The 21,317-nt window shown below is 37.4% G+C and carries 20 protein-coding genes and 4 pseudogenes; 4 read left to right on the top strand and 20 right to left on the bottom strand.

The window, feature by feature from the left end; all coding sequences use genetic code 11:
* Positions 1-267 precede the first annotated feature (267 nt).
* The 5 genes and pseudogenes from AAHI02_RS16955 to AAHI02_RS16935 form a co-directional block, all read right to left on the bottom strand.
* Positions 268-741: a GNAT family N-acetyltransferase gene (locus tag AAHI02_RS16955; protein ID WP_346984244.1), complete on the bottom strand. Its 474-nt coding sequence runs from the start codon at positions 739-741 to the stop codon at positions 268-270.
* Between the two features lie 3 nt (positions 742-744).
* The gene (locus AAHI02_RS16950) at positions 745-1,359 is read right to left on the bottom strand and encodes a DUF1684 domain-containing protein (RefSeq protein WP_346984243.1); all 615 of its coding nucleotides are present in this window, start codon (positions 1,357-1,359) and stop codon (positions 745-747) included.
* A 221-nt stretch (positions 1,360-1,580) separates the two neighbouring features.
* Positions 1,581-1,985: a hypothetical protein gene (locus tag AAHI02_RS16945; RefSeq protein ID WP_346984242.1), complete on the bottom strand. Its 405-nt coding sequence runs from the start codon at positions 1,983-1,985 to the stop codon at positions 1,581-1,583.
* Between the two features lie 73 nt (positions 1,986-2,058).
* Positions 2,059-3,566 (bottom strand): annotated as a pseudogene (gene mqo / locus AAHI02_RS16940) (malate dehydrogenase (quinone)).
* A 219-nt stretch (positions 3,567-3,785) separates the two neighbouring features.
* Positions 3,786-4,823, bottom strand: a complete 1,038-nt coding sequence (locus tag AAHI02_RS16935) for an NAD(P)H-dependent glycerol-3-phosphate dehydrogenase (protein WP_346984241.1) — start codon at positions 4,821-4,823, stop codon at positions 3,786-3,788.
* Between the two features lie 264 nt (positions 4,824-5,087).
* Here AAHI02_RS16935 and AAHI02_RS16930 point away from each other — a divergent pair, with 264 nt between their 5' ends.
* Positions 5,088-6,047, top strand: coding sequence for a M23 family metallopeptidase (locus AAHI02_RS16930; protein ID WP_346984240.1), 960 nt, complete (start codon positions 5,088-5,090; stop codon positions 6,045-6,047).
* An 89-nt stretch (positions 6,048-6,136) separates the two neighbouring features.
* On the opposite strand, the gene AAHI02_RS16925 is transcribed toward AAHI02_RS16930, so the two are convergent.
* From AAHI02_RS16925 to AAHI02_RS16895, 7 genes are all read right to left on the bottom strand, one after another.
* Positions 6,137-6,787: an NAD(P)H-binding protein gene (locus AAHI02_RS16925; protein WP_346984239.1), complete on the bottom strand. Its 651-nt coding sequence runs from the start codon at positions 6,785-6,787 to the stop codon at positions 6,137-6,139.
* Between the two features lie 59 nt (positions 6,788-6,846).
* Positions 6,847-7,257, bottom strand: coding sequence for an Rrf2 family transcriptional regulator (locus AAHI02_RS16920; protein ID WP_346984238.1), 411 nt, complete (start codon positions 7,255-7,257; stop codon positions 6,847-6,849).
* A gap of 62 nt (positions 7,258-7,319) precedes the next feature.
* Complete coding sequence (locus AAHI02_RS16915; RefSeq protein WP_346986632.1) at positions 7,320-7,868, bottom strand: serine hydrolase domain-containing protein; 549 nt, start codon at positions 7,866-7,868, stop codon at positions 7,320-7,322.
* Positions 7,869-7,929: 61 nt separating this feature from the next.
* Positions 7,930-8,787, bottom strand: a complete 858-nt coding sequence (locus AAHI02_RS16910; RefSeq protein WP_346984237.1) for a serine hydrolase — start codon at positions 8,785-8,787, stop codon at positions 7,930-7,932.
* A gap of 87 nt (positions 8,788-8,874) precedes the next feature.
* A complete protein-coding gene (locus AAHI02_RS16905; RefSeq protein WP_346984236.1) occupies positions 8,875-9,450 on the bottom strand; it encodes a helix-turn-helix domain-containing protein in 576 nt (191 codons plus the stop codon).
* A 37-nt stretch (positions 9,451-9,487) separates the two neighbouring features.
* Positions 9,488-10,438, bottom strand: coding sequence for a hypothetical protein (locus AAHI02_RS16900; RefSeq protein WP_346984235.1), 951 nt, complete (start codon positions 10,436-10,438; stop codon positions 9,488-9,490).
* A 115-nt stretch (positions 10,439-10,553) separates the two neighbouring features.
* A complete protein-coding gene (locus tag AAHI02_RS16895) occupies positions 10,554-10,988 on the bottom strand; it encodes an FKBP-type peptidyl-prolyl cis-trans isomerase (protein WP_346984234.1) in 435 nt (144 codons plus the stop codon).
* A 185-nt stretch (positions 10,989-11,173) separates the two neighbouring features.
* On the opposite strand from AAHI02_RS16895, the gene AAHI02_RS16890 reads away from it, so the two are divergent.
* Positions 11,174-12,175, top strand: a complete 1,002-nt coding sequence (locus AAHI02_RS16890; protein ID WP_346984233.1) for a catalase — start codon at positions 11,174-11,176, stop codon at positions 12,173-12,175.
* Positions 12,176-12,692: 517 nt separating this feature from the next.
* Here the strand turns inward: AAHI02_RS16890 and AAHI02_RS16885 are convergent.
* The 8 genes and pseudogenes from AAHI02_RS16885 to AAHI02_RS16850 form a co-directional block, all read right to left on the bottom strand.
* Positions 12,693-13,662 (bottom strand): annotated as a pseudogene (locus AAHI02_RS16885) (TerC/Alx family metal homeostasis membrane protein).
* A 240-nt stretch (positions 13,663-13,902) separates the two neighbouring features.
* Positions 13,903-14,515, bottom strand: a pseudogene (locus AAHI02_RS16880) (TerD family protein).
* 39 nt (positions 14,516-14,554) lie between these two features.
* A complete protein-coding gene (locus AAHI02_RS16875; protein WP_346984232.1) occupies positions 14,555-15,478 on the bottom strand; it encodes a hypothetical protein in 924 nt (307 codons plus the stop codon).
* A gap of 37 nt (positions 15,479-15,515) precedes the next feature.
* Positions 15,516-16,688, bottom strand: a complete 1,173-nt coding sequence (locus AAHI02_RS16870; protein WP_346984231.1) for a toxic anion resistance protein — start codon at positions 16,686-16,688, stop codon at positions 15,516-15,518.
* Between the two features lie 6 nt (positions 16,689-16,694).
* Positions 16,695-17,250, bottom strand: a pseudogene (locus AAHI02_RS16865) (TerD family protein).
* Positions 17,240-18,064, bottom strand: a complete 825-nt coding sequence (locus AAHI02_RS16860; RefSeq protein ID WP_346984230.1) for a phosphoribosyltransferase family protein — start codon at positions 18,062-18,064, stop codon at positions 17,240-17,242. The pseudogene AAHI02_RS16865 and the gene AAHI02_RS16860 overlap by 11 nt, the downstream one beginning before the upstream one ends.
* Before the next feature lie 2 nt (positions 18,065-18,066).
* A complete protein-coding gene (locus AAHI02_RS16855) occupies positions 18,067-18,741 on the bottom strand; it encodes an HAD family hydrolase (protein WP_346984229.1) in 675 nt (224 codons plus the stop codon).
* Positions 18,742-19,029: 288 nt separating this feature from the next.
* Positions 19,030-20,568, bottom strand: coding sequence for a SulP family inorganic anion transporter (locus tag AAHI02_RS16850; protein WP_346984228.1), 1,539 nt, complete (start codon positions 20,566-20,568; stop codon positions 19,030-19,032).
* Positions 20,569-20,793: 225 nt separating this feature from the next.
* On the opposite strand from AAHI02_RS16850, the gene AAHI02_RS16845 reads away from it, so the two are divergent.
* On the top strand, positions 20,794-20,931 hold the full coding sequence (locus AAHI02_RS16845; RefSeq protein WP_346984227.1) for a VOC family protein: 138 nt from the start codon (positions 20,794-20,796) through the stop codon (positions 20,929-20,931).
* A gap of 13 nt (positions 20,932-20,944) precedes the next feature.
* Positions 20,945-21,244, top strand: coding sequence for a hypothetical protein (locus AAHI02_RS16840; protein ID WP_346984226.1), 300 nt, complete (start codon positions 20,945-20,947; stop codon positions 21,242-21,244).
* The last annotated feature ends 73 nt before the right edge of the window (positions 21,245-21,317 follow it).

Here is a 21,317-nt window from a genome sequence, read left to right as displayed (position 1 = left end):
CCTGGATAATGGCGTTTTTGCAGGGATAATGGCTTACTTTACTCGGATAAAACCTTACTTCACTAGGATGATGGCGATTTTGCATGGATAAAACCTTACTTCACCTGGATAATGGCTTACTTTACCCGGATAAAACCTTACTTCACTAGTATGATGGCGATTTTGCATGGATAAAAGCTTACTTCACCTGGATAATGGCTTACTTTACCCGGATAAAACCTTACTTCACCTGGATGATGGCGTTTTTGCATGAATAAATGTTCTTTATTATAATTTTTTGAACATCAGATATTGCGGTCCGCTTCTGCCGATCCGTTCTTTTCCGTCATATTGATAGCCGACTTTGAGGTAGAGCTGATAGGCGGAAATATTATTCTGGTTAACCGCCAGAACGATCTCATCACAATCTTTAAAGTTTTCCCGCACAAAATCATCAAGCAGAACCATGGCTTTCTTTCCGATTCCTTTTCCCTGAAGTTTGGGATTTACAGAAAACGATCGAAGTAACATCGAATTGTGATTGTCTGTATACTCCAGTTTATCATTCCCGAAATCCAGCACAAAAAAACCTACAGGATCTGCATTTTCAAAAATAGTAATCGGAAAGGCAAGAGTATCACTTCGCCCTTCTATTCTTTGCAGAGCCTGTTCTGCGGTTGCGGTATATTGCGACTGTTGTTCATCCAAAGTATAACTTACTCCGGGTAAATCTTTCTGTTCAAAAAACTTTAATTTTACCATATTTTAATGATGATAGATGTCTTCATACATAACTCCGGCGCGGATCTCAACCGGCAGCCTGTTTTCTTCGGGAACCACCGGGCAATTGTAATCGTAAGCATTATACGCACAATAGGGCTGGTAAGATTTATTGAAATCCAAAATAATCGTGTTTCCTTTTGGGATCTTTAAATCCATATATTTTCCACCGCCATAGGTTTCTTTTCCGTTCGTCACATCACGGAAAGGCAGAAACAGATAATCTCTGTACTTTTTTTGTTTGATTAAATCTAAACTCTGATAGAGGGTTAGAGTGTAAGATTGTCCGTCAAGTTCAAAGGTTGCCTTTCCATATTCTCTGTAAGATTTTGTTTTCCCGGAAGAGGTTGGAAGATCAAAAGGCTCCGCATTTTCTGTTCTGGTAAATTTCGCAGTTATCCTGTATTTTAAGTCAATCGGAAAGAAGGGATGCTCTTGGAAATTTTTGAAATTATCTCCGCGCAAAGGTGTTTCCTTGGGGTTGAGATATTCTGCATTCAGTTCCTGCCGGAATTTTTTTATCTCAGATTCTTCTCTGGAAATCTTTTGTGAGAAGGCCAGCATCGGCAAAAGAAAGAGTATGAGTAAATAGTTTTTCATTATAAATATTGTTTGACCATTAAAAAATTGCCTGCAACAAAAAGATCACAAAGCAATAAACATCAACCTTTCTTTGAACACAAAGTCCACAAGGTTTTCTATCTGCTTACTGCTTCAAGTTTCACAAAGCCGTTACACTTATAAGAGAGCGCAGAGATCTTCTACAATATCGTCAGGCTGAAGTTATAGGATCTTCTCAATCTTAACCTTAATCTTAACCTCTATATATAAGATTCCGAAATCTTTACCCGGTAAATATCAGAAGAGTTTCTTTTGATGGATTCTACAAAAAATCCGCCTTCTTCGGGAATTACTTCTTTCAGATCAAAGCTTTTGCAGTCCTTCGGTAATCCCGAAAACACCAAAGTAAACCAAAAGTCACGCATAAAAGGCACCGGTGTCCAGTTAGGATAAATGGTAATGTTTTCCGCATGAATCAGCCTGCTTTTATGATCCGACTGGTTATCGAAAAGATACGTGGAATGCCATATCCTGATGAGGTTTCCCAGAAACGGTGAAGCCGGAAAACAACAATGCACAATAACCTGCTGTTCTTCCTGCACTTTTGCCTGAAGGGATTCCAATAATTCTTTGACGATAACAGGTTTTGTAATGGTTTCTGACATATTCTTGTGGTGAATAGTGAATTAGTGAATGGTCAATTTTAAATTCACAATTGCCCATTGATCATTCACTTTTTTAGTATTCAAGCTCTAATTTTTCTTTGGTATAATTTCTCATCTTTTCGGTAAGTTCCGGGTTTCCTGCCAGCTTATGTCCGTAAGACGGAATCATCTCAGCCAGCTTATCCTTCCATTCTCCGTGCAGTTTTTCAGGAAAGCATTTTTCGAGAACAGTCAACATCGCATACACTGCTGTTGATGCTCCCGGCGAAGCACCCAATAAGGAGGCAATGGTTCCTTTTTTGTTGACAACGACCTCCGTTCCAAATTCCAGCTTTCCGCCATTTTTTTCATCTTTTTTTAATGATCTGAACTCTTTGTCCGGCTACTTTAAGCTCCCAGTCTTCTTCTTTGGCATCTTTGATAAATTCTCTCAAATGCTGAATTCTCTGAGCTTTGGTCATCGCCACCTGCTGAATAAGGTATTTGGTTAAAGGAATATTATGCCACCATGCTCCGAAAAGAGATCTTATATTTTTTGTATTGACACTTTCCGGCAGGTCCAGATAGCTTCCCTCTTTAAGAAATTTCGTTGAAAACCCCGCAAAAGGCCCGAATAATAAAGCTTTCTGTCCATCAATAATTCTCAGATCCAGATGAGGCACAGACATTGGCGGAGCATCAACGGTTGCCTGGGTATATACTTTTGCGTGATGTTTTTCCACCAGCTCCTGATTGTAGCTCACCAGCCATTCTCCCGAAACGGGAAATCCTCCGTAGCCTTCACTTTCTTTAATATCCGAACTGTCCAGCAACGGCAGCGCATATCCTCCGGCTCCTATGAATACAAAATCGGCTTCTACTTCCTGCTTATGGTTGTGTATCCTGTCCTTCACCTTCATTTCCCAGGTACCGTCTTCTTTAGGATCAATATCTTTCACTTCATGGTAAAGGAAAACTTCTACATTGGAATCTTCCAGCAAATGCCTTCCCATTTTTCTCGTAAGGGTTCCGAAATTAACATCCGTTCCCAGATCCATTTTGGTGGCTGCCATCACTTCAGAACCATTTCTTTTACTCATTATGAGAGGAATCCACTCTTTCAGTTTTTCATGATCTGTGGAGAATTCCATGCCTTTAAATAAAACTGATTCCGACATTTTCTGATGACGTTTTTTTAAGATATTCGGCATCTTTTTCACCAAATACCAGACTCATGTGCGGACACGAATTGATGAAATCTTTTGGATTCTGAACATAACCTTTCGTGATTAGATATGACCAAAACTGTTTTGAAATTTCGAACTGTTCTGCTATACTTTCTGCTTTTGAAATATCGATGGTACCGTCCGGCTTTTCAGGAGTATAATTAAGCTCACAAAAGGCTGAGTGACCTGTTCCTGCATTATTCCAGGCTGCGGTGCTTTCTTTGGCAAACCTTCCCAGCCTTTCGAAGATGGCAATCTCCAGATCGGGATCAAATTCATGTAATAATGTAGCTAATGTGGCACTCATAATTCCGCCACCTATGAGAACAACGTCGTATTTGGGTTTCGGCGTTCTGCTTGTAAGCGATTGTGACATAATTTAAATTTTATTATATCAAAGTTCGGGAAAAGTTCTTAAAATAAAGGGCTGTTTATGGATATTTAACATCATTTTTGAGGTTGAGGCTAAGGTTGAGTTAAGATTAATGATGAGGCAAAATTGCGTTTCTTGATTCTAAAAAAACAAGCATGATATTATTACAGTAATTTGACATTCTCTGTAACGGTATCATGCTGAGCTTTATGTAAGTAAGGATTAATTTAATTTTGCCGTCAGCTTTTTGAACTGTTTTTCAGCATTTTTTTCTTCGTAAAGTATTCCGTAAATAGTATCAACGATCGGAAGCTTTAACCCTTTGTCTTTGGAAGTTTTATAAATAGAATCTGCCGCGTAATATCCTTCTGCAATCATATTCATCGACTGGATCGCTGATTTTACAGTATATCCTTTTCCGATAAGGTTTCCTAGATTTCTGTTTCTTGAGAATAGTGAATAAGCCGTTACGAGTAAATCTCCTAAATAAGCGCTTTCGTTAACATCTCTTGGCGCTTCATAGATGGCTTCCAGGAAGGTTTCCATTTCACGGATGGCATTAGATACAAAAACCGCCGTGAAGTTGTCTCCATAGCCTAAACCGCTTGCAATACCCGCACCTATCGCAAAAATATTTTTAAGAATGGCACTGTACTCATTTCCTAAAATATCTTTACTGGAATGAACTTTAATGAAATCAGAATTAAAAATATCCAACAGCTTTGCCGAAACTTCATCTTCCACCGTTGCCACCGTAAGGTAAGAAAGTCTTTCCATAGCAACCTCTTCAGCGTGACACGGACCTGCTATAACAGCCTGATTGCGGAAACCAATTTTAAATTCATCCCTCAGATAATGTGCAACGACATCATTCACCTTCGGAATAATCCCTTTAATGGCAGAGACAAAAATCTTATCTTTGTAATCACAAGTCATTTTATCCAGTGTATCGGAAAGATAGATCGAAGGCGTTGCCAAAACGATGATATCACAGGCCGTAACAAGTTCGTTGATATCGGTGGTAAGCTTTAGGTTTTTAAGGTTAAAATTGACAGCTGTAAGATAAGTTGGGTTATGCCCTCTTTGTTCAATAGCACCTTTTACATATTCGTTTCTTACGCACCATTGTACCACTCTACAGTTCTCAACCAGCATTTTTACAATAGCTGTCGCAAAACTTCCGCTTCCTACCACCCCTACGGCAACATCATTTTTGCTTTTTTTAGGATTTGTTTCTGTATTCGTTTTCTTTTTAGCCATAATAGAAATGTGAACTGCAAATATATTAAAACAAAGATTGATGATACCTTTTCAGTACATGATAAAAGCTATTTTATTTTAAAATTAATACATCGGTACAATTAAATATTTAATTCTGCGTTTATTATAGGAATATTTATTTTTTTGCTAAAAATAAGTCTTAAAATGTATTTTTAATTAAATTTGCAGGCTTAAAACCGTTTTGTAATTATACTAAGAGAAGAAAAATGAAAAAAATTTCTAAGCAGCAAAAAAAACGTAAATGTGCTTTTAGGAGTTCTTTTACTGATAATTTTTGCGCAGGGTATCTTCATTGCAAAGTTGTATGCTCAAAAAGACGACAAGAACTATGAAGTAAACCTTGTAAAAATAAACACTGAAAAAGATAGTGTGGATTACTTGAAAATGAAGACAGATCTTACATTAGTAGATCAGACCGTAGCTCAGCTCAATTCTTTCCTAAAATCCAAAGATGTTCCGAACACGAAACTGGCTGTTCTTAGCAAGGACAGTATTTCAAATTCAGTTTACCTTGCCAAGCAAGCCAACCGATACAGCCAATATCTGATGGACATTCAGAAAAAGCTTCTCCAGGTTCCTTTAGGGATGCCAACGGAGGGATATATTTCATCTAATTTTGGCGTAAGAAAAAATCCTATTCCCTTTAAAACCGTTTTCGCGTCTGTAAAAACTACAGCAGCCAAACCTTCAGCAGTAGCAGCTGCTCCGGAAGTAAAAGCTGAACCTGTAGAGAAGATCATTGAAGTAACTGACAGCTATGGCGAAAAAAGACAGGTGAAAGTAATGGTTACCCCAAAAGTTAATCCTACACCTGCTTCACAAAGCGCTTCAACTGTTGCAACGAATACAAAACCGACAGAAAAAAACAACGCACCAGTAGAAGCTGATCAAATGCAGTTTCATAAAGGATTGGATATTGCCGTTCCATTTGGATCTGATGTTGTGGCTACTGCTGCAGGAACGGTGATTTTCTCCGGTCAGAAAGGCGGTTACGGAAACTGCGTCATTGTTTCTCACGGAAACGGACTGGCAACACTTTACGGACATTTATCGCAGCTTGTCGCTAAAGTAAATGATAAAGTAAAAGTAGGACAGGTGATTGCAAAATCAGGAAACTCAGGACGTTCTACAGGGCCTCACCTTCATTATGAAGTGCATAAAAATAACAGCCCCGTAAATCCGAAGCTGTTCATGAATCTTTAATTTGTGATTAATTATATTGATAGGAATTCCAGCGGCACCTTTGGTGCCGCTGGAATTTTTTTACTTCACAAAATTTTTACTTCACAAAATTAGTAAGCAGCCGTAAAACGTTCTCTGATGTGATTATTCTGTTCAAGTTCGTCTGCAAGAACTACCGCAACATCTTCAACTGAAAGTACACTTCTTCCGTTTTCATCAAATACAGGGTTTTCCAAAGCTGTTCTGTATTTTCCGGTTCTCACTCCCGCAGTTCCCTGATGCATTTCGATGGCGGGGCTGAAGAAAGTCCAGTCGAGTGTATTGTTTTCTTTGATTTTATTCAAATAATCTCTTGCCGCGGTGGCTCCCGGTTTGATATCTGCAGGAAAATCCGGCCCATCTACCAATTGTTTCCCGTCAATATAAAGACTTCCTGCTCCACCTACTGTAATAAATCTTTTTACCCCTGATTTTTCAACGGCTTTTTCGATATTGACAGAACCATTCAGAAAATCATCATATAAATTAGGATTTGTCCATCCTGCATTGAAGGTATTAATGACAGCATCATTACCTTTCAGGGCTTCTGCAAGATCATCTACATTGTTTACATCAACACTTTTTGCTTTTACCTTTTCGTTCTGCTGAACCTTTGAAGCATCTCTTGCGATAGCTTCAACTTCATAACCTCTGTTTGATAATTCATTTACCACATGAGTACCTACAAATCCTGTAGCGCCAATTACTGCCACTTTTTTCATACTATTTTATTTTTAAATTAAATTGTAACAACTATTATTACATTAATGATCAAATTTTTTTATTTAAAATTACCTGTAAACTCCCGCAATGTTTTATTGCCTAAAAAACGGATCACCAGTTGGTCCGTCTCGGAAAATAATGTCTCTAAATGTTCATTAATTTCTTTTCCGACTGTGCAAGCAGGATTGGGATTATTGTTTTTCTTTCCCAGCACTTCAGTATTTTTCACTGCCGAATAAATTTCGGAAATTTTAATATCATTTGCATTTTTCGCTAACTGACTACCCCCTACTTTCCCCTGACGGCTGATAATCAGTCCGGCTTCTTTCAGTACACTCAATTCTTTGCGAACCATCACAGGATTAATATTAATACTTCCCGCCATCCATTCTGAGGTGAGCCATTCCCGCGGACTTTCCGCCAATAAAGTCATGATATGTATTGCCGTGGCAAATCTTGTATTATTCATTGTAATTACTGTACAAAAATAGAAAAACTTTTTTTAATGTAACAAAATTTATTACAATTAAATTATTCTGTTTCTATTTTTACGATTTTTCGCCCTGCTTCACCTAAATAATAATTAATCAACAGCTCATAGATTTTATGCCCATCATCAACATTGGTAAAAATCACCAAACCCTGTTTTGTTTTCGGCAGCATGACAACCAGCGTGTTTACGCCTTTATCCGAACCGCCGTGTGAAAGGGCAAACTCTCCATTTCCAAGGTCATATATTTCAAAACCTAATCCGAAATATTTATTTTTTTTGGTATCGACCTGCCTGGTTTCCATTTCTTTAAATACTGTTTTTGAAAGCAAGTCGTTATTCATCACTGCAATTAAAAACTTCCCATAATCTTCTACAGAAGTCATAAGATCATCTGCCGCACTAGGCTGGGAGTTCTTCACAATATCATAAGGGTTTCCATTTTTATCATAGCCGATAACGATTCTTTCTGCATCTTTCTTTTCATTCCAGATGTAGCTTGTATCATGCATGCCTAAAGGCTCGAAAACCAATTCTTTTGCCAACACTTCCAGGCTTTTATGAAATTTATTCTCGACCGCTTTACGCAGGTATTCATAACCTTCACCTGAATATTGGTATTTTGATCCGGGATCAAACTCAAAGCTTAACTTATGATCTGCTTTTTTGCCATCTCCAATTTGGGAAACCTGTCTGATGACTCAAAATTATTCTGGTCGTTAATTTCTTATGCCTCGGATCTTTTGCAATATCCGGATCGATCCAATATTTATCAAGTGATTCATCAAGATTCCATTTTCCTAAGCTTATCAAACGTAAAACTGTTAGTGCAGTTACCGGTTTGGTCAGTGATGCAACGTTAAAAAGACTGTTGTATGGCGCAGCCGTTTTCCCTTCTAAAGTTCCATAAACTTTTATTTGAGTTAATTTTCCATTTTCAATGATTCCTAATCCTAAAGTCGGAATGTTGTTATCTTTCAGCAACTGTTTGACAGGGTCTGCAATTTTCGCATGATTGGGTTCTCCATGATCATAGCTCAGAACATCGCTTATCACCCAGTTTCCATCTTTCTTTGTCCAGACAGTTGTAAACTTTGCCCTGCCTCCTAAAACATCTTTTTTATCAGGTTCGCGGATATAAAACTGATGTTCCCCGGTTTGTATGGCGCCATACAGATTCCCATCGTCGTAAAGAGGAAAAACTTCAAGACTTTCCGGAACAACTTTGCGAATCGGCTTTTTAAGAGGATTGGAACAGATATTTTCTTTCGTTCTTTCTAAAAATAATTTTTTATTCTGGAAACCTCCTTTATCATGATAAAATTTCAGATTGTCGTCCATCGACTTTTCCAAATATGCCATATCACAATTGTTGAAACCTCTTTCGAAAAAAATACTGTCCTGCCTTTTTAATTCTAAAAACAGTTCGGATTTTTTATCGATCTGAGCATGTATATTTCCAAAGAAAAATAAGAGTACCGGAAAGTACGGAAAGAATCTTTTTGCCATTGTTTAATTTTTCGACAAAGATTCGAAATTATAAATTTTTAATCGAAAAAAACAGGCCGACAAAAACCCGACAATGATGTAACACATTTATAAAAAGTTGAAATTCAGCTTATAGTAAAGACTATTCTTCTTATCGATTTCGTAAGCATTTCTCAAGATAATGTAAATATTCACGAGAACTAACAAAACCATGGTCACCATCACAGACGGAGATCCGAGTTTTAAAAGCACAACGATCATAAAGATCACAGGAGAAATAATCGCTAAAAATATCTGAAGAGAAATAATCTGTTTTGTAATCCGGGATTTCTCTTTCATAAAGATCATAATTAATAAGGGTGGAATGAAATTGGCAACGGGAAACCACGCCAGCGGAAGTGAAGAAAGATTGATAATTTTAATTAAAGCAAAGTTTAAAGATTTATCTTCGGTCTTCACTTCAGGAACTTCTTCAACTTTAATTTCCTGCTCCAAAATAATCTCAGGAAGACATAAATCTTTCTCAGGGACACCCAGACTTTTCGCAAGTGTTTTCAGGGTATATCCTTTTGGTTGCATTCCGGCTTCGATCCGTTGAATCGTTCTCACGGAAAGACCCGACTTTTGCGCTAACTCTTCCTGGGTCAGATTCTTTACTTCTCTTATTTTTCTTAATTCCGACATGTAAAATGGTAAACGAAACAAATGTACACTTTAAACATTATAAAATCAATTTATCCAAATCCAGCAACAGATAATTGATATTTTGATTGATCGTCCGTGTTGCCGATTGCATCTGATTGAGCATAGCAGCACGGTTATGAAGATCGTCTGACCTATAATAACCGCCGTCACTGAAAATCACAGACTGATCTGCCTTTATCTTGTTATTATCAAACTGAAAATGAAGCCACCTTTTTTTAATACTTTCAATAATAGGGGTCTCATCTCTATTAGAAAATTTCTTCTCTGTATACATATACCATACAAAAGGCGGGAAGTTCGAGGATTCAAGCTTTTGATTCCAAACGTCTCTTAAAAGATTTCTTTGATGAATAAATTCCACTTTTTTTCCTTTCGGATTTAAAGTTGCCAGACCAAAACCTGCTCCCAAAGCACCTCCTCCGATATCTATGGCATTACTCCATCCGTTATCCTTTACAATTCCGCCGGCGATAGAAGCTGCCGCACCTGCTATGATAGAATAGAGAACCAGTTTGTTGTTCCGGGAATCATTGAGATTATCTACATACGCTCCGATCTGAGCCACTCTCTCGCCTTCACAGTCGAATTCTGCGGCAACTGCATCCAGCTCTGTAAGTGCAATGGTTATTTTACTGTTGATCTTGCTTTTAAGCTGCAATATCTTTACCTGAGACTCAAGTGAATTATCTTTCTTAAGTTCCATGATATCATGTATCTCGTCCAGGTTGTCGAGTGCATTAAGGATCAAAATACTCTGGTCGGAAAAATTGTTTTTCAGTTCTTCATTGGCTGCCAGGATAGAATCTGAATTGTATGATGGTAACTTATTGGAATAATTATACTTAAAAGGAGCCTTGCAATAACTGTCTTTCAGGGTCAGAATATTCTGTCTGATAGCCTGGTTTTTCTTTGAAACACAAGACATAAGGATGCTTACAGAAGCAAAAAGATAAAGAAGCTTTTTCATTTTGTGCGGTGCGAATGTTTGGTTCGTAGTTTTAGGTAAGACTGTCACTAAAATACACAAATAAAAAAAATTTACCTGCGAGACAGGTAAATTTTAAGCTAATTTTAATCAGTGGCTATTTAATATCCAGCAATTCCACTTCGAAAATAAGGGTACTATTTGGTCCGATCTCTTTGCTGATCTGCTGATCTCCATATGCTAAATGCGGTGGGATGATCAATCTCCATTTACTTCCCACAGGCATAAGCTGAAGAGCTTCTGTCCATCCTTTAATCACTTTATTCAGCGGAAAAGAAGCTGGAGTTCCTCTTTTTACTGAGCTGTCGAAAACTTTTCCGGAAATCGTTGTTCCGTGATAGTGACATTTTACAGTAGATCTCGGACCCGGTTTTTCGCCTTCGCCTTCTTTGATGATCTCATACTGTAAACCGCTTGGCAGCTCAACAACACTTTCTCTTTTTCCGTATTCTGCCATATATTCCTGACCGTCTTTCAGGTTTTTCTCTGCCTGCTCTTTTTTGCGTTTAAATAACATATCTGCTACTCCCATATTGATATTTTTTTACAAAGATAGGATTTTAAGGCTGGAAGACGGAAGTCTGATGCAGGAAGTTTTTTGGGATAAATATCTACTTATAGCAGGTTCCAGATCTCTTTTCAGAAAGTTCAGATATGTTTAATACTCTGTTAACAGCATTTCCGAAACTTGGCGTTATAATTGGATTTAAAAACTAAATGCCAAGTCCACTAAAATATAATAAGAAATTTGATAAGCTGACAGACGAGGAAAGAGAGCTCCTCGAGATCAATAAAAAGAGCATTGCTGATTTTGTTGAGCAGTCACCTTCCGTGAGTGATGTAGAGTATGCAACCCGAAATGCTCACGCCAAAACTTACGCCGTTATCAAAGGTGAATTTATCATTGATAAAAATATTCCTGAAAAACTTCAGCCTTTTTTTGAAAAGGGAAAATATGACCTCATAATTCGTTTTTCTAATGCTCATTTAAAAGTAAATAAAGGTAAAAAAGATTTTCCTGCCTACGGATTTGCCGTAAAGATCAAGGATGAAAATGGAGATCTGCTCGCCAATTATCCTTTGGTCAACTTTCCTTTATTTCCCATCAATTCTGTAAGTATTTTTTTAAAATTGTTTACATCCGTCAATCGGTTTTTTGTAAAAAAATGGAGTTCTTTTTCTTTGATGATGCAGATTATTAAAGTGATTCCTTCGACATTTACTGTTTCTTTTATAAAAAATGTATTTAAATTATGGACGAAGCGCAATGATTTTTTCCTTTCTTTTGATTATCATTCTGTAGGAGCCTACCGCTTGGGAGAATATATGATGAAAATCAAACTCAAGCCAACATCTGTCGATAAGAATTTCGGGAAAAGATTAAAAACAAAGGACGCGCTGGAAGCTTATTTCAAGACAGATGATTTTGCAGCAGATGTTATGATTCAGCTTTGCTATAACCTGGAAGATCAACCCATCAATAAACTCAATGTAGAATGGAAACATTCACCCTACATAAAAATCGGAGAAATAAGAATTAAAAGAAATAATCTCCTGGATCCGGAAGCCTGCGAAAATGAACTGCTTTCCTTCAATCCTTTTGAAAGTAAAATATTTTTCCAGCCTGTCGGTAAGCTTCAGAAACTGAGAGATGAGGCTTATAAAGTTTCGAGGCTGACAAGGCTTAAAATGAATAAACTTTTGAAATATAACAGGTGAAAAAATTGAGTTTTAATAGGATGCGGAATTGTAAACATTGCTGAATATGTTTTGGTAAGACTACAATTTTAGCCCTGATTGAAGCATTTGTTTGAGCTCATTTTTTTGATTTCGGGCGGCGCGGCTTCGCCGCGCCGCCCGAAATCAAAAAAATAGCGAGTGCGGAAAGCAGGAAAGAGCTCCAAATAAAAACAGATTATAAAAAAGGAATTCCCGGCATAAAAACCGCTCTGTGAAGATCTTAGCGAGAGATTTGTAAGGAAAATCTATAACAACAGTACTTAGAAAGAACAGGAACTAAGTTCAGGATTCAAAAACGAGCCTTTTAGGTTCAACAATCAGCCTAAAAGGTTCGTTTTTCAGGCAAAAAAGGGTGAAATTCCACCCAAAAAGGCTGGTTTTTCATCCTAAAAGGTTCATCGATGAGCCTAGAAGGGTGGAAAATCAGCCTTTTTGGGTGATTCCTGAGTGTAAAAGGCTGGATGCTGAGTGCAAATGCCTTTTTACTTTATAAATTTTATTCTTCCAGCTCTTTTTCAGCTTCCTTTTTATCAGGGAAGATGATGGATAAGATGACGGAGATCACCAAAACGCCTCCCACAATTCCCAAGGAAACCGGAGACGGAATGTGAATCCATGGTGCGATCAGCATTTTCACCCCGATGAACGACAGAATAACTGCAAGTCCGTAGGGTAATTTGCTGAACATATGGATGAAATTCGCCAACAGGAAATATAAAGATCTTAATCCTAAAATCGCGAAAATATTCGATGTATAAAGGATAAACGGATCGTTTGAGATGGCAAAAATGGCGGGAATAGAGTCTACGGCGAAAAGTACGTCTGTAAATTCAATAACTGCTACCACTACTAATAACGGAGTCGCCATTTTTATCCCGTTCTGCACGGTGAAAAATTTATCACCGACGTAATTATCAGAAACTTTCCAGAATCTTTTGATTAATCTTGCGCCGGCTGTATTGCTGTAATCTTCTTCATCATCGTCATCTCCGTCGCCCCAGGATTTAATACCAGCATAGACGAGAAACAGCCCGAATAAAGTCATTACGATATTGATTTTTACCGGATGCCCGAAAACATTCATTTCCGGAAGATAGGTAAGGTTGATCAATCCTACTCCTGCAAAAATGAAGATTGCCCTGAAGATAAGGGCGCCGATAATTCCCCAGAACAATACTTTGTGATGAAGATATTTCGGAACCTTAAAGAACCCGAAGACGAGGATAAATACAAATAAATTATCCACCGAGAGTGCCTTCTCGATCCAGTATGCCGCTTGGTACTGCGTGAATTTTTCTACTGCCAGATCATGGCTTCCGGGTCCCAGGTCTGAATTATACACCCAATATACGACCCCGGAAAAAACCATAGACAGCGAGATCCAAACGATTGTCCAGATGGTGGCTTCTTTGGAAGAAACTTCATGACTTTTTTTTGTTGAAAACTCCTAGATCCAGGAGCAACATGATAACTACCGTTACGGCAAATCCCCAAACCAGGCCCGGATGAAGATCTAAAATGCTAGTATTTTGTCCCACTTTTATATGTGCTTATGATATGATAAAAGCAATAGCTGTATGAAAACAGATATTGCCATTAATGTTTTATATTTTCAGATTTAAATTCAATACGTTTTGGCTAAAGCCAGATCGGAATCTGTTTTTTATCAAGCGGGCTAAAGCCCGCCCCTATTGAATATTTAAATACTACAAATATTGTTGTTTTACGGTTTCGATTGTTTCCTGCAATTTTCTGTCTTTTGTAGGATCTCCGATTGCATTGAACTTCCACTCACCGTTTCTTTTATAGAAAACGCCCATCACCATGGCTACATGACCTTTGAAAGACGCATCGTTGGCAATGTCATATTTAGCGAAAACTTCTCTCACATTCGTTGGAGTTCCTTCATAAATTCTGATCGAAGCAAAAGGAATGGTTCCGAAGTCCTGACCTTTATAGCTGTTCAGTACAAGGGCCACATGTTCTACATTAGAATCCAGATTGCTGAAGTCTACAGTGATCACCTCGTTATCGAGTCCGTCATTTCCGTTAACGTCTCCTGTAAGATCATCACCACTGTGCCTTACGGCACCGTTTTTTGATTTTAAGTTTCCGAAATAAATGACTTCAGTCGCATTTTTGTTGGAGTCGTATAAAATGCAGCTTCCGTCAAGATCGACTGCTTCTCTGGTAATGCCACCGAAAAATCCTTTTTTCTCAATTGCCCCCCCAGTTTATTCCTACACACGCTTGGGTAAGTGTTGTTCCGTTTTCCTTCGTAAGGTTGATTCGTTGACCTTTTTGTAAGTTAATAGCCATCTTTTTATGTTTAGTTTTGTTTATATTTTGTGATTTACTTTAATTATTCAAATTTAAATTCAGCATGGCACGGAGGATATTTGTTTCTTCATTGATGTCAAATATTCTGCTCATGATATCTGTATTTTCGAGGTTTTTAATATAATCTTTCAGTACGCCAGCGACCTGATCCGGCAATATCCTTTTTCTCTCGTTCATCTCATTTTCAAGCGCTTCGTTTTTATTTTTCAGCTGATTGATAATGATGCCTTTATTTGATTCGTTAGGCGAGGTATTTAGTTTTTCGATTTTTTTAGGATCGGTTAAATACATTTTTTTGCCTTCCACATCAAAGATAAAATAATCATCCGTCTGAAAAATTTTAAAAAGCTCATATTCATTTCCCGAAACGGCATAGCCGCAGATAAAACAAACTTTAAAGTTCTGAATGTTGAGCCTTCCCAGCAATTTTCTTTCAATCTGATAAGCCTGATACGGATAAGCCGGAAAAGCTCCGGATTTCAGTAATTCTTCATCCGCCTCTGACCTGTAGAATTCTGCTGCATATTTCTTATTAAAATACAGAACATCGTCCCAGTTGATCCTGAACTTATTTTCCGTGAGATCCTGATACAGATTCTTCAGATGTTTAGAAAAAATACCGCTGTACATTTTACGATCTGTCTCGAAACCATCTAACTGCTTTTCTTCAAAACCCGAAATATATTTGTTATTGACCTCAATTTCGTTAATAACCGCCAGCATCTCATTCTCTTTTTGTTTTTTAATTTTGGTTAAAAGTTCAATAAGACTGTCGGTGTACTGAAGGTGAAAAAGTTCAAGTTTACTGTAATCAAATCCTTTATTTTCCTGAAAAAGATTATGAATAATATCGGTCTTAATGTAGATCGAAATAATATCAACATTTTCAAAAAAATTTGCAAGAAGCTTAAGTTTCGTTATTCTTCTTTTGCTTTGGGACATTATGTTTACCGCATCCTCATTCACCTTTGTATCAATATTATCCTCTTACGTTTGCTTTTAGTTCGTGTTCTAAAGTCATCAGATCCTGATCCAGTTTTCTTCTTCCTTCCGCGCCTTGTTTCTGAATCTGTTTTACTTCGTTTAAGGTATTGATTAATTTCGAAGTTGTTTCCCTCAAAGTTTCGATAGAAACCACCGTCTGTTCGTTGGCTCTTGCGACATTGATTGAATTCTGACCCAGACGTTCTGCATTTTTTCTTAATATCTCTTCTGTCGTAGAAGAAACTTTCTGTTGGATTTCAATATTCTGCTGCTGTCTGTACATGGCAACAGCTAATGAAAGCTGGTTTTTCCAGAGAGGAAGCGTCGTTGTTAAAATGGTCTGTGCTTTTTCGGCGATCGAAACATTGTTATTCTGAACGAGTCTGATCTGTGGAAGCGACTGCATCATTATTAAGCGAACCACTTTAAGATCTGCTAATCTTCTGTCTAATCTTGCAATAAAATCTCTTTTATCGGCAATCTCATAATCCTGATAATTCTGTGGTGCGGCTTCCATAGCGGCAAGTTCCGTTCCTGCTTTTTCCATTCTCAGGTTTCCGGCGATTACCAGTTCCTCGATTTGTTTGATGGCAGTGATATTGCTTTCAAAAATCGTCTGCAAAACCGCATTATCTTTTGTAGAGGTAATGATTCCTGCGTTTACTTTGTATGAAATCTGATCGATATTGTTGATGATCTTGTCATATTTAGCAAATAAATTCTCAATCTGCGTCATGACGCTTTTCATGAAAGGCAATTTGCTTAAAAAGCTTTTGAATTTATTCTGATTCAGCTCTTCTACGTCAACATAATTAAGCTCCACCAATAGATTATTGATCAGCTCGCCGACTTCTCCTGAGTTGGATCTTCTTACATTTCCAAGGAAACTGTCACTCTGGTTCGACAATGTTCTTTGCAGATCTGCACCAAAGTTCACAATAGATCCCGGATTGGTTTCATCAATAGAATTGGCAAGTGTTTCGTATTTCTGGCGTTCTTCGGACTGCAGCTGAGTGAGATTTATATTTCCCTCTCTGTCAACAAGCGGCGCGGGAGGCGTACCAGGTGCTGCCGTATTGGGTGGCGGCGCCATTGGTGTAGGCTCAAACGTTTTTAACGGTTCGATTGATCCAAGCGGATCTATAGGTTGATTTTCCTGATTGTCCATGATAAATTATTGATAAATTGATACAAATTTTTCAAGACCTTCTCTCTGTCCCGAACCTACGGCCTCAAATTTCCATTCTCCGTTTCTGTTGTAGATTCTTCCGAATTCCACAGCGGTTTCGATAGAGAAATCTTCGTCAAGCTCATATTTTAAAATCTCTTCATTGGTATCTGTGTTGAAAATTCTGATGAAAGAATTTCTTACCTGCCCGAAGTTCTGTCTTCTCGCATCTGCCTCATGAATCGTCACTACAACAGTGATTTCCTTTACGGCAGGATCTATTTTAGTTAAATCTATTTTAATCTGCTCATCATCACCTGCTCCGTCACCAGTCAAATTATCACCTGAGTGAATCACTGCTTTATCAGGAGACTCAAGGTTGTTGTAAAAAATAAAGTGATTATCTGAAATCAGCTTTTTTATTTTCTCCCAATAAAAACAGAGAAGCATCAAGGTCAAAAGCCGTTCCTGTTGAGGTATTATTGGTATCCCATCCTAAACCTACGGTAAATTTTGGTGCGTTTATATTTTCTCTCTGTCCTTTCTGTAAGTTAATAGCCATAATATAGTTCGGTTTGTGTTAATGTGTTTATATTGTTTTCGTATTCTTTTATTAAATGATAATTGTTACTGATCGCCAGCTCCAGAAGACGATCCATCTGTTCCTTTTTTACTTTAGACGTAAGATACTCAAAATTACCTGAATCCAGACCTAAAATATATTTTACAATCCTGGTATTAAACTGAAAACTTGGCTTATCCATTACCTCTGCGACATGTTCAACATTTTTTACCGCGTAGTAATTAAAATAATTTTCAATTTTCGGGTCAAGGTCAAAGTTCATCAGTTCTGCATAATACATGAATAGAAAATCTGCTTCCACGTTATATTCGTTCAAAATTTTATTCACGGTAAACTCATGACTTCCGGTAATTTTAATATCATCTATAAAAATACAAAGTTTTCCGTAAAGAAAATCTTTATCCAGATAATAAGTATCGTTAGCAATCAGATTTTTACGGTCTTCAAAACTTAAATTTCCATAATCTGTCGTATAAGTATGATTTCTGTTAATTTTTGAAAGGATACTCGATCTTTGTCCTTTCTGAAACAAATAAAAATCCAGATGCTTTTTAAAGTAAAAACAAAGAAAATTGGAGGCGGTAGGAATCGCCATATAAGGACTGGGCAGCACGACGATATCTTTATCTGTACTCAAAACATCTTCGTGTGCAGAAATGAATCCTTCAAAAAGTTCTTTGGCAAATTTCTCAGCATATGACTTATCGCCATACTTGAAATAGCTGTATTCTGCGGGTGAAAAAGTAAACTCATGCGCCGAATGAATGTGGTGTAAGCTGTACCTTTTGTTCATAATTATATTTTGTGTGTGAGTAAATGTGCGTTGAAACCAAAATCTTTTGCGCCCTTATAATCCGCAATGGGATTATCTCCGATGTGCAAGATCTGTTTTAAATCCAAATCCTGATTTTTAAGTAAATTTTTCACTTCCTGAAATATCCTCGGATCTGGTTTGGAGCAGTTGATTTCATCGGAATAAATATGAAAATCAATGTAGCGGTCGAGATCTTCACTGATCAGAAATTTCCTCATCGTTTTTCCTTTGATGAAACCCGTATTGCTGAGAATATTTATCGTTTTCCCCCGATTTTTAATTTCATCAAAAAGCTGATGCAGATTTTCGAAAATCACCACAGGCTTATATTTCAGGAATAAATCTTCGCTTCTTTGATAAAATTCGTTTAACTGATGCTTATTGATCTGTTTTAAATCGACTTCCAAGGAATTTAGGATTAATAAATAAATCTCAAAAGTATCTACATTCCCGCCGATTACCTCATTGATTGAATTACAAAGATCGTCGTAGTATTTTACGACTTTCGCAACCTGTTCTATCGGTTTTTTCACCTCAAAAAATGAGGAAAACAGCTCAACTCTTTTTGCTTTAAATTCAGGATGAGATTTTATTAAAGTAAGCCACAGATCGAAAGAAAAATGTGAATGACTGTGGATGTCTATATCTGTTTTCAAAATGGTTTAGTTAAAGTTTTTATTTAGCTTTTTTCTTGAAAAAGATTTTTAAAATGGTTATTGTTTGCTCTTATCATTCGTGTAAAAAATATCAATTACACCCAAAGATAGAATTTTTAAATTAATGTGTAAATGTAGTTTGATGTTTTAAGAAATTTTTATGATTCTAATTGGAAGCAAGGTTATTTTAAGGTCAGACTCGTGAAATTATTTGACCTTAAAAACATTTTCCGGTCATAAAGACTCTACCGTCCTAAAACTCTCAAACTCTAAAAACCCTCAACACTCTCACTTCTCCGGCATCACTTTATATGTAGGATCTTCCTGAATATTGACTTCGATTACAGCTTCCGCGTTTTTCAGCATTTTACGGCAGTCTTCACTGAGGTGTTTTAAATGCAATACTTTATTTTGCTGAATATATTTCTTAGATAATTTGTCTAAAGCATCAATCGCGCTCATATCGACAATACGGCTTTCTTTAAAATCAATAACAACCCTGTCAGGATCATTTATCGGGTCAAATTTATCAATAAATGTCGTAACAGAACCGAAAAACAGCGGCCCGAAAATTTCGTAATATTTAATTCCGTTCTCGTCAATATGCTTTCTTGCGCGAATTCTTTTTGCATTATCCCAGGAAAAAACCAATGCTGAAATAATCACTCCTACCAATACTGCCAGAGCAAGATTGTGTAAAATGATGGTGATTAAAGCTACCGTAATTCCCACAAAAATATCTGATTTCGGCATTTTATTGACAATCCGTATAGAAACCCACTGAAATGTACTGATGGCTACCATCATCATGACACCAACCAAAGCTGCCATTGGAATTTTCTCAATAAATGGAGCGCCTACCAGAATGATTACCAAAATCGTAAGAGCGGCGATAATCCCTGAAAGTCTGGCTCGTGAACCGGCATTCAGATTCACCAAAGTCTGGGCTACCATGGCACAACCTCCCATTCCTCCGAAGAAGCCGTTGGTGATATTGGCGAGACCCTGAGCTAAGGATTCTTTGTTGGCGTTTCCTTTTGTGTTGGTAATTTCATCAACCATTGATAATGTTAAAAGTGATTCAATTAAACCGACTCCCGCCATAATTAAAGCATAAGGGAAGATAATCTGTAAGGTCTCCAACGAAAGAGGAATGCCCGGAATACGAAAAGTGGGTAAGCTCCCGCTGATGCTGGCAATATCTGAAACCGTTTTGGTATTGATATTAAATCCTAAAACCACTGCAAAAACAACTAAAATAGCCACTAAAGAAGCCGGAATTGCTTTTGTAATTTTCGGTAAAAAGTAAACGACAGCGATCGTTAAGGCCACCAATCCGGACATGATATATAAAGATGTACCCTGCAGCCAGCTTGTAGCTCCATTTGCATCTGTCATTTTGAACTGTTCTACCTGCGACATGAAAATAATGACTGCCAGGCCATTCAAAAAACCATACATCACAGGCTGAGGAATCAGTCTCACAAATTTTCCCCATCTGAAAATACCTACCAGCATCTGAAAAATACCTGCTAAAATTACTGTCGCAAAGAGATATTCTACACCGTGCGTTTTTATTAATGCAATGAGAACCACAATTGTGGCGCCGGCACCTCCGGAAACCATTCCGGGACGTCCTCCGAAAATGGCAGTCACCAACCCCATCATAAAAGCAGCATACAATCCCGTTAAAGGTGAAAGTCCGGCAAGAATAGCAAAAGAGAGCGATTCCGGGATCATGGTCATGGCAACCGTAAATCCTGCCAGCAGTTCGTTTTTATAATTTATTTTCTGTGAGAAATCGAATAAAGCAATGGTATTTTTCATTTCAGGGCAAAGATAATCACTGGAACTCTTGTCTCCAATTTTAAATTTATTTACATACTTTGGTTTGATCAGAAAGATTAATATTCAGTTTTAATCGATGTCATCTCAAAATTTAATGTATCTACCGGTTATAAAATATATCTATCATTCGTTTTACCATAAAAAATCAGCGATTATTCATTTTAGAAAATCTGTTTCATAGCTTTGCTGAATAAATTTAATGTTATGATTAAAGGGTTGTATGAAACTCATGTTCAGGTAGGTGACCTTGAAAAAGGCATACAATTTTATACTGAAGTTTTAGGATTGGAATTGGCGCACAGAGATGAAACCCGCCCGATTGCTTTTTTTGTGGATCGGTAAAAACAAAGAATCTATGCTGGGCTTGTGGGAACAGAAAGAAAATCTGCAGACAAGACATTTTGCTTTTACGGCAGATAAGGAAGATATTCTGAGTTATTCTGTTAAATTTCTGAAAGATAAAAATTTAACCCCTTATAACTTTCTGAAAAACGGAACTGAAAAACCGATGGTTTTTGCATGGATGCCGGCACTGGCGATTTATTTTAATGACCCCGACGGAAATCAGCTGGAATTTATTTCTGTTTTAGAAGGTGAAGGAAAACCGGAATGGGGCGTACTTTCTTATGAGGAATGGCTTGAGAAAACAGTATAATATAATATGGGCGATCCGGGCTTTGCTTTGCAAAGCCCGGATCTATAATGATGATGATTAGTTTTTATTTTTG

This window comes from Chryseobacterium sp. POE27 (genome assembly GCF_039727685.1).
GTDB lineage: Bacteria > Bacteroidota > Bacteroidia > Flavobacteriales > Weeksellaceae > Chryseobacterium.
The sequence above is the reverse complement of the archived record's forward strand: the minus strand, read 5'-3'. Positions and strand labels throughout refer to the sequence as shown.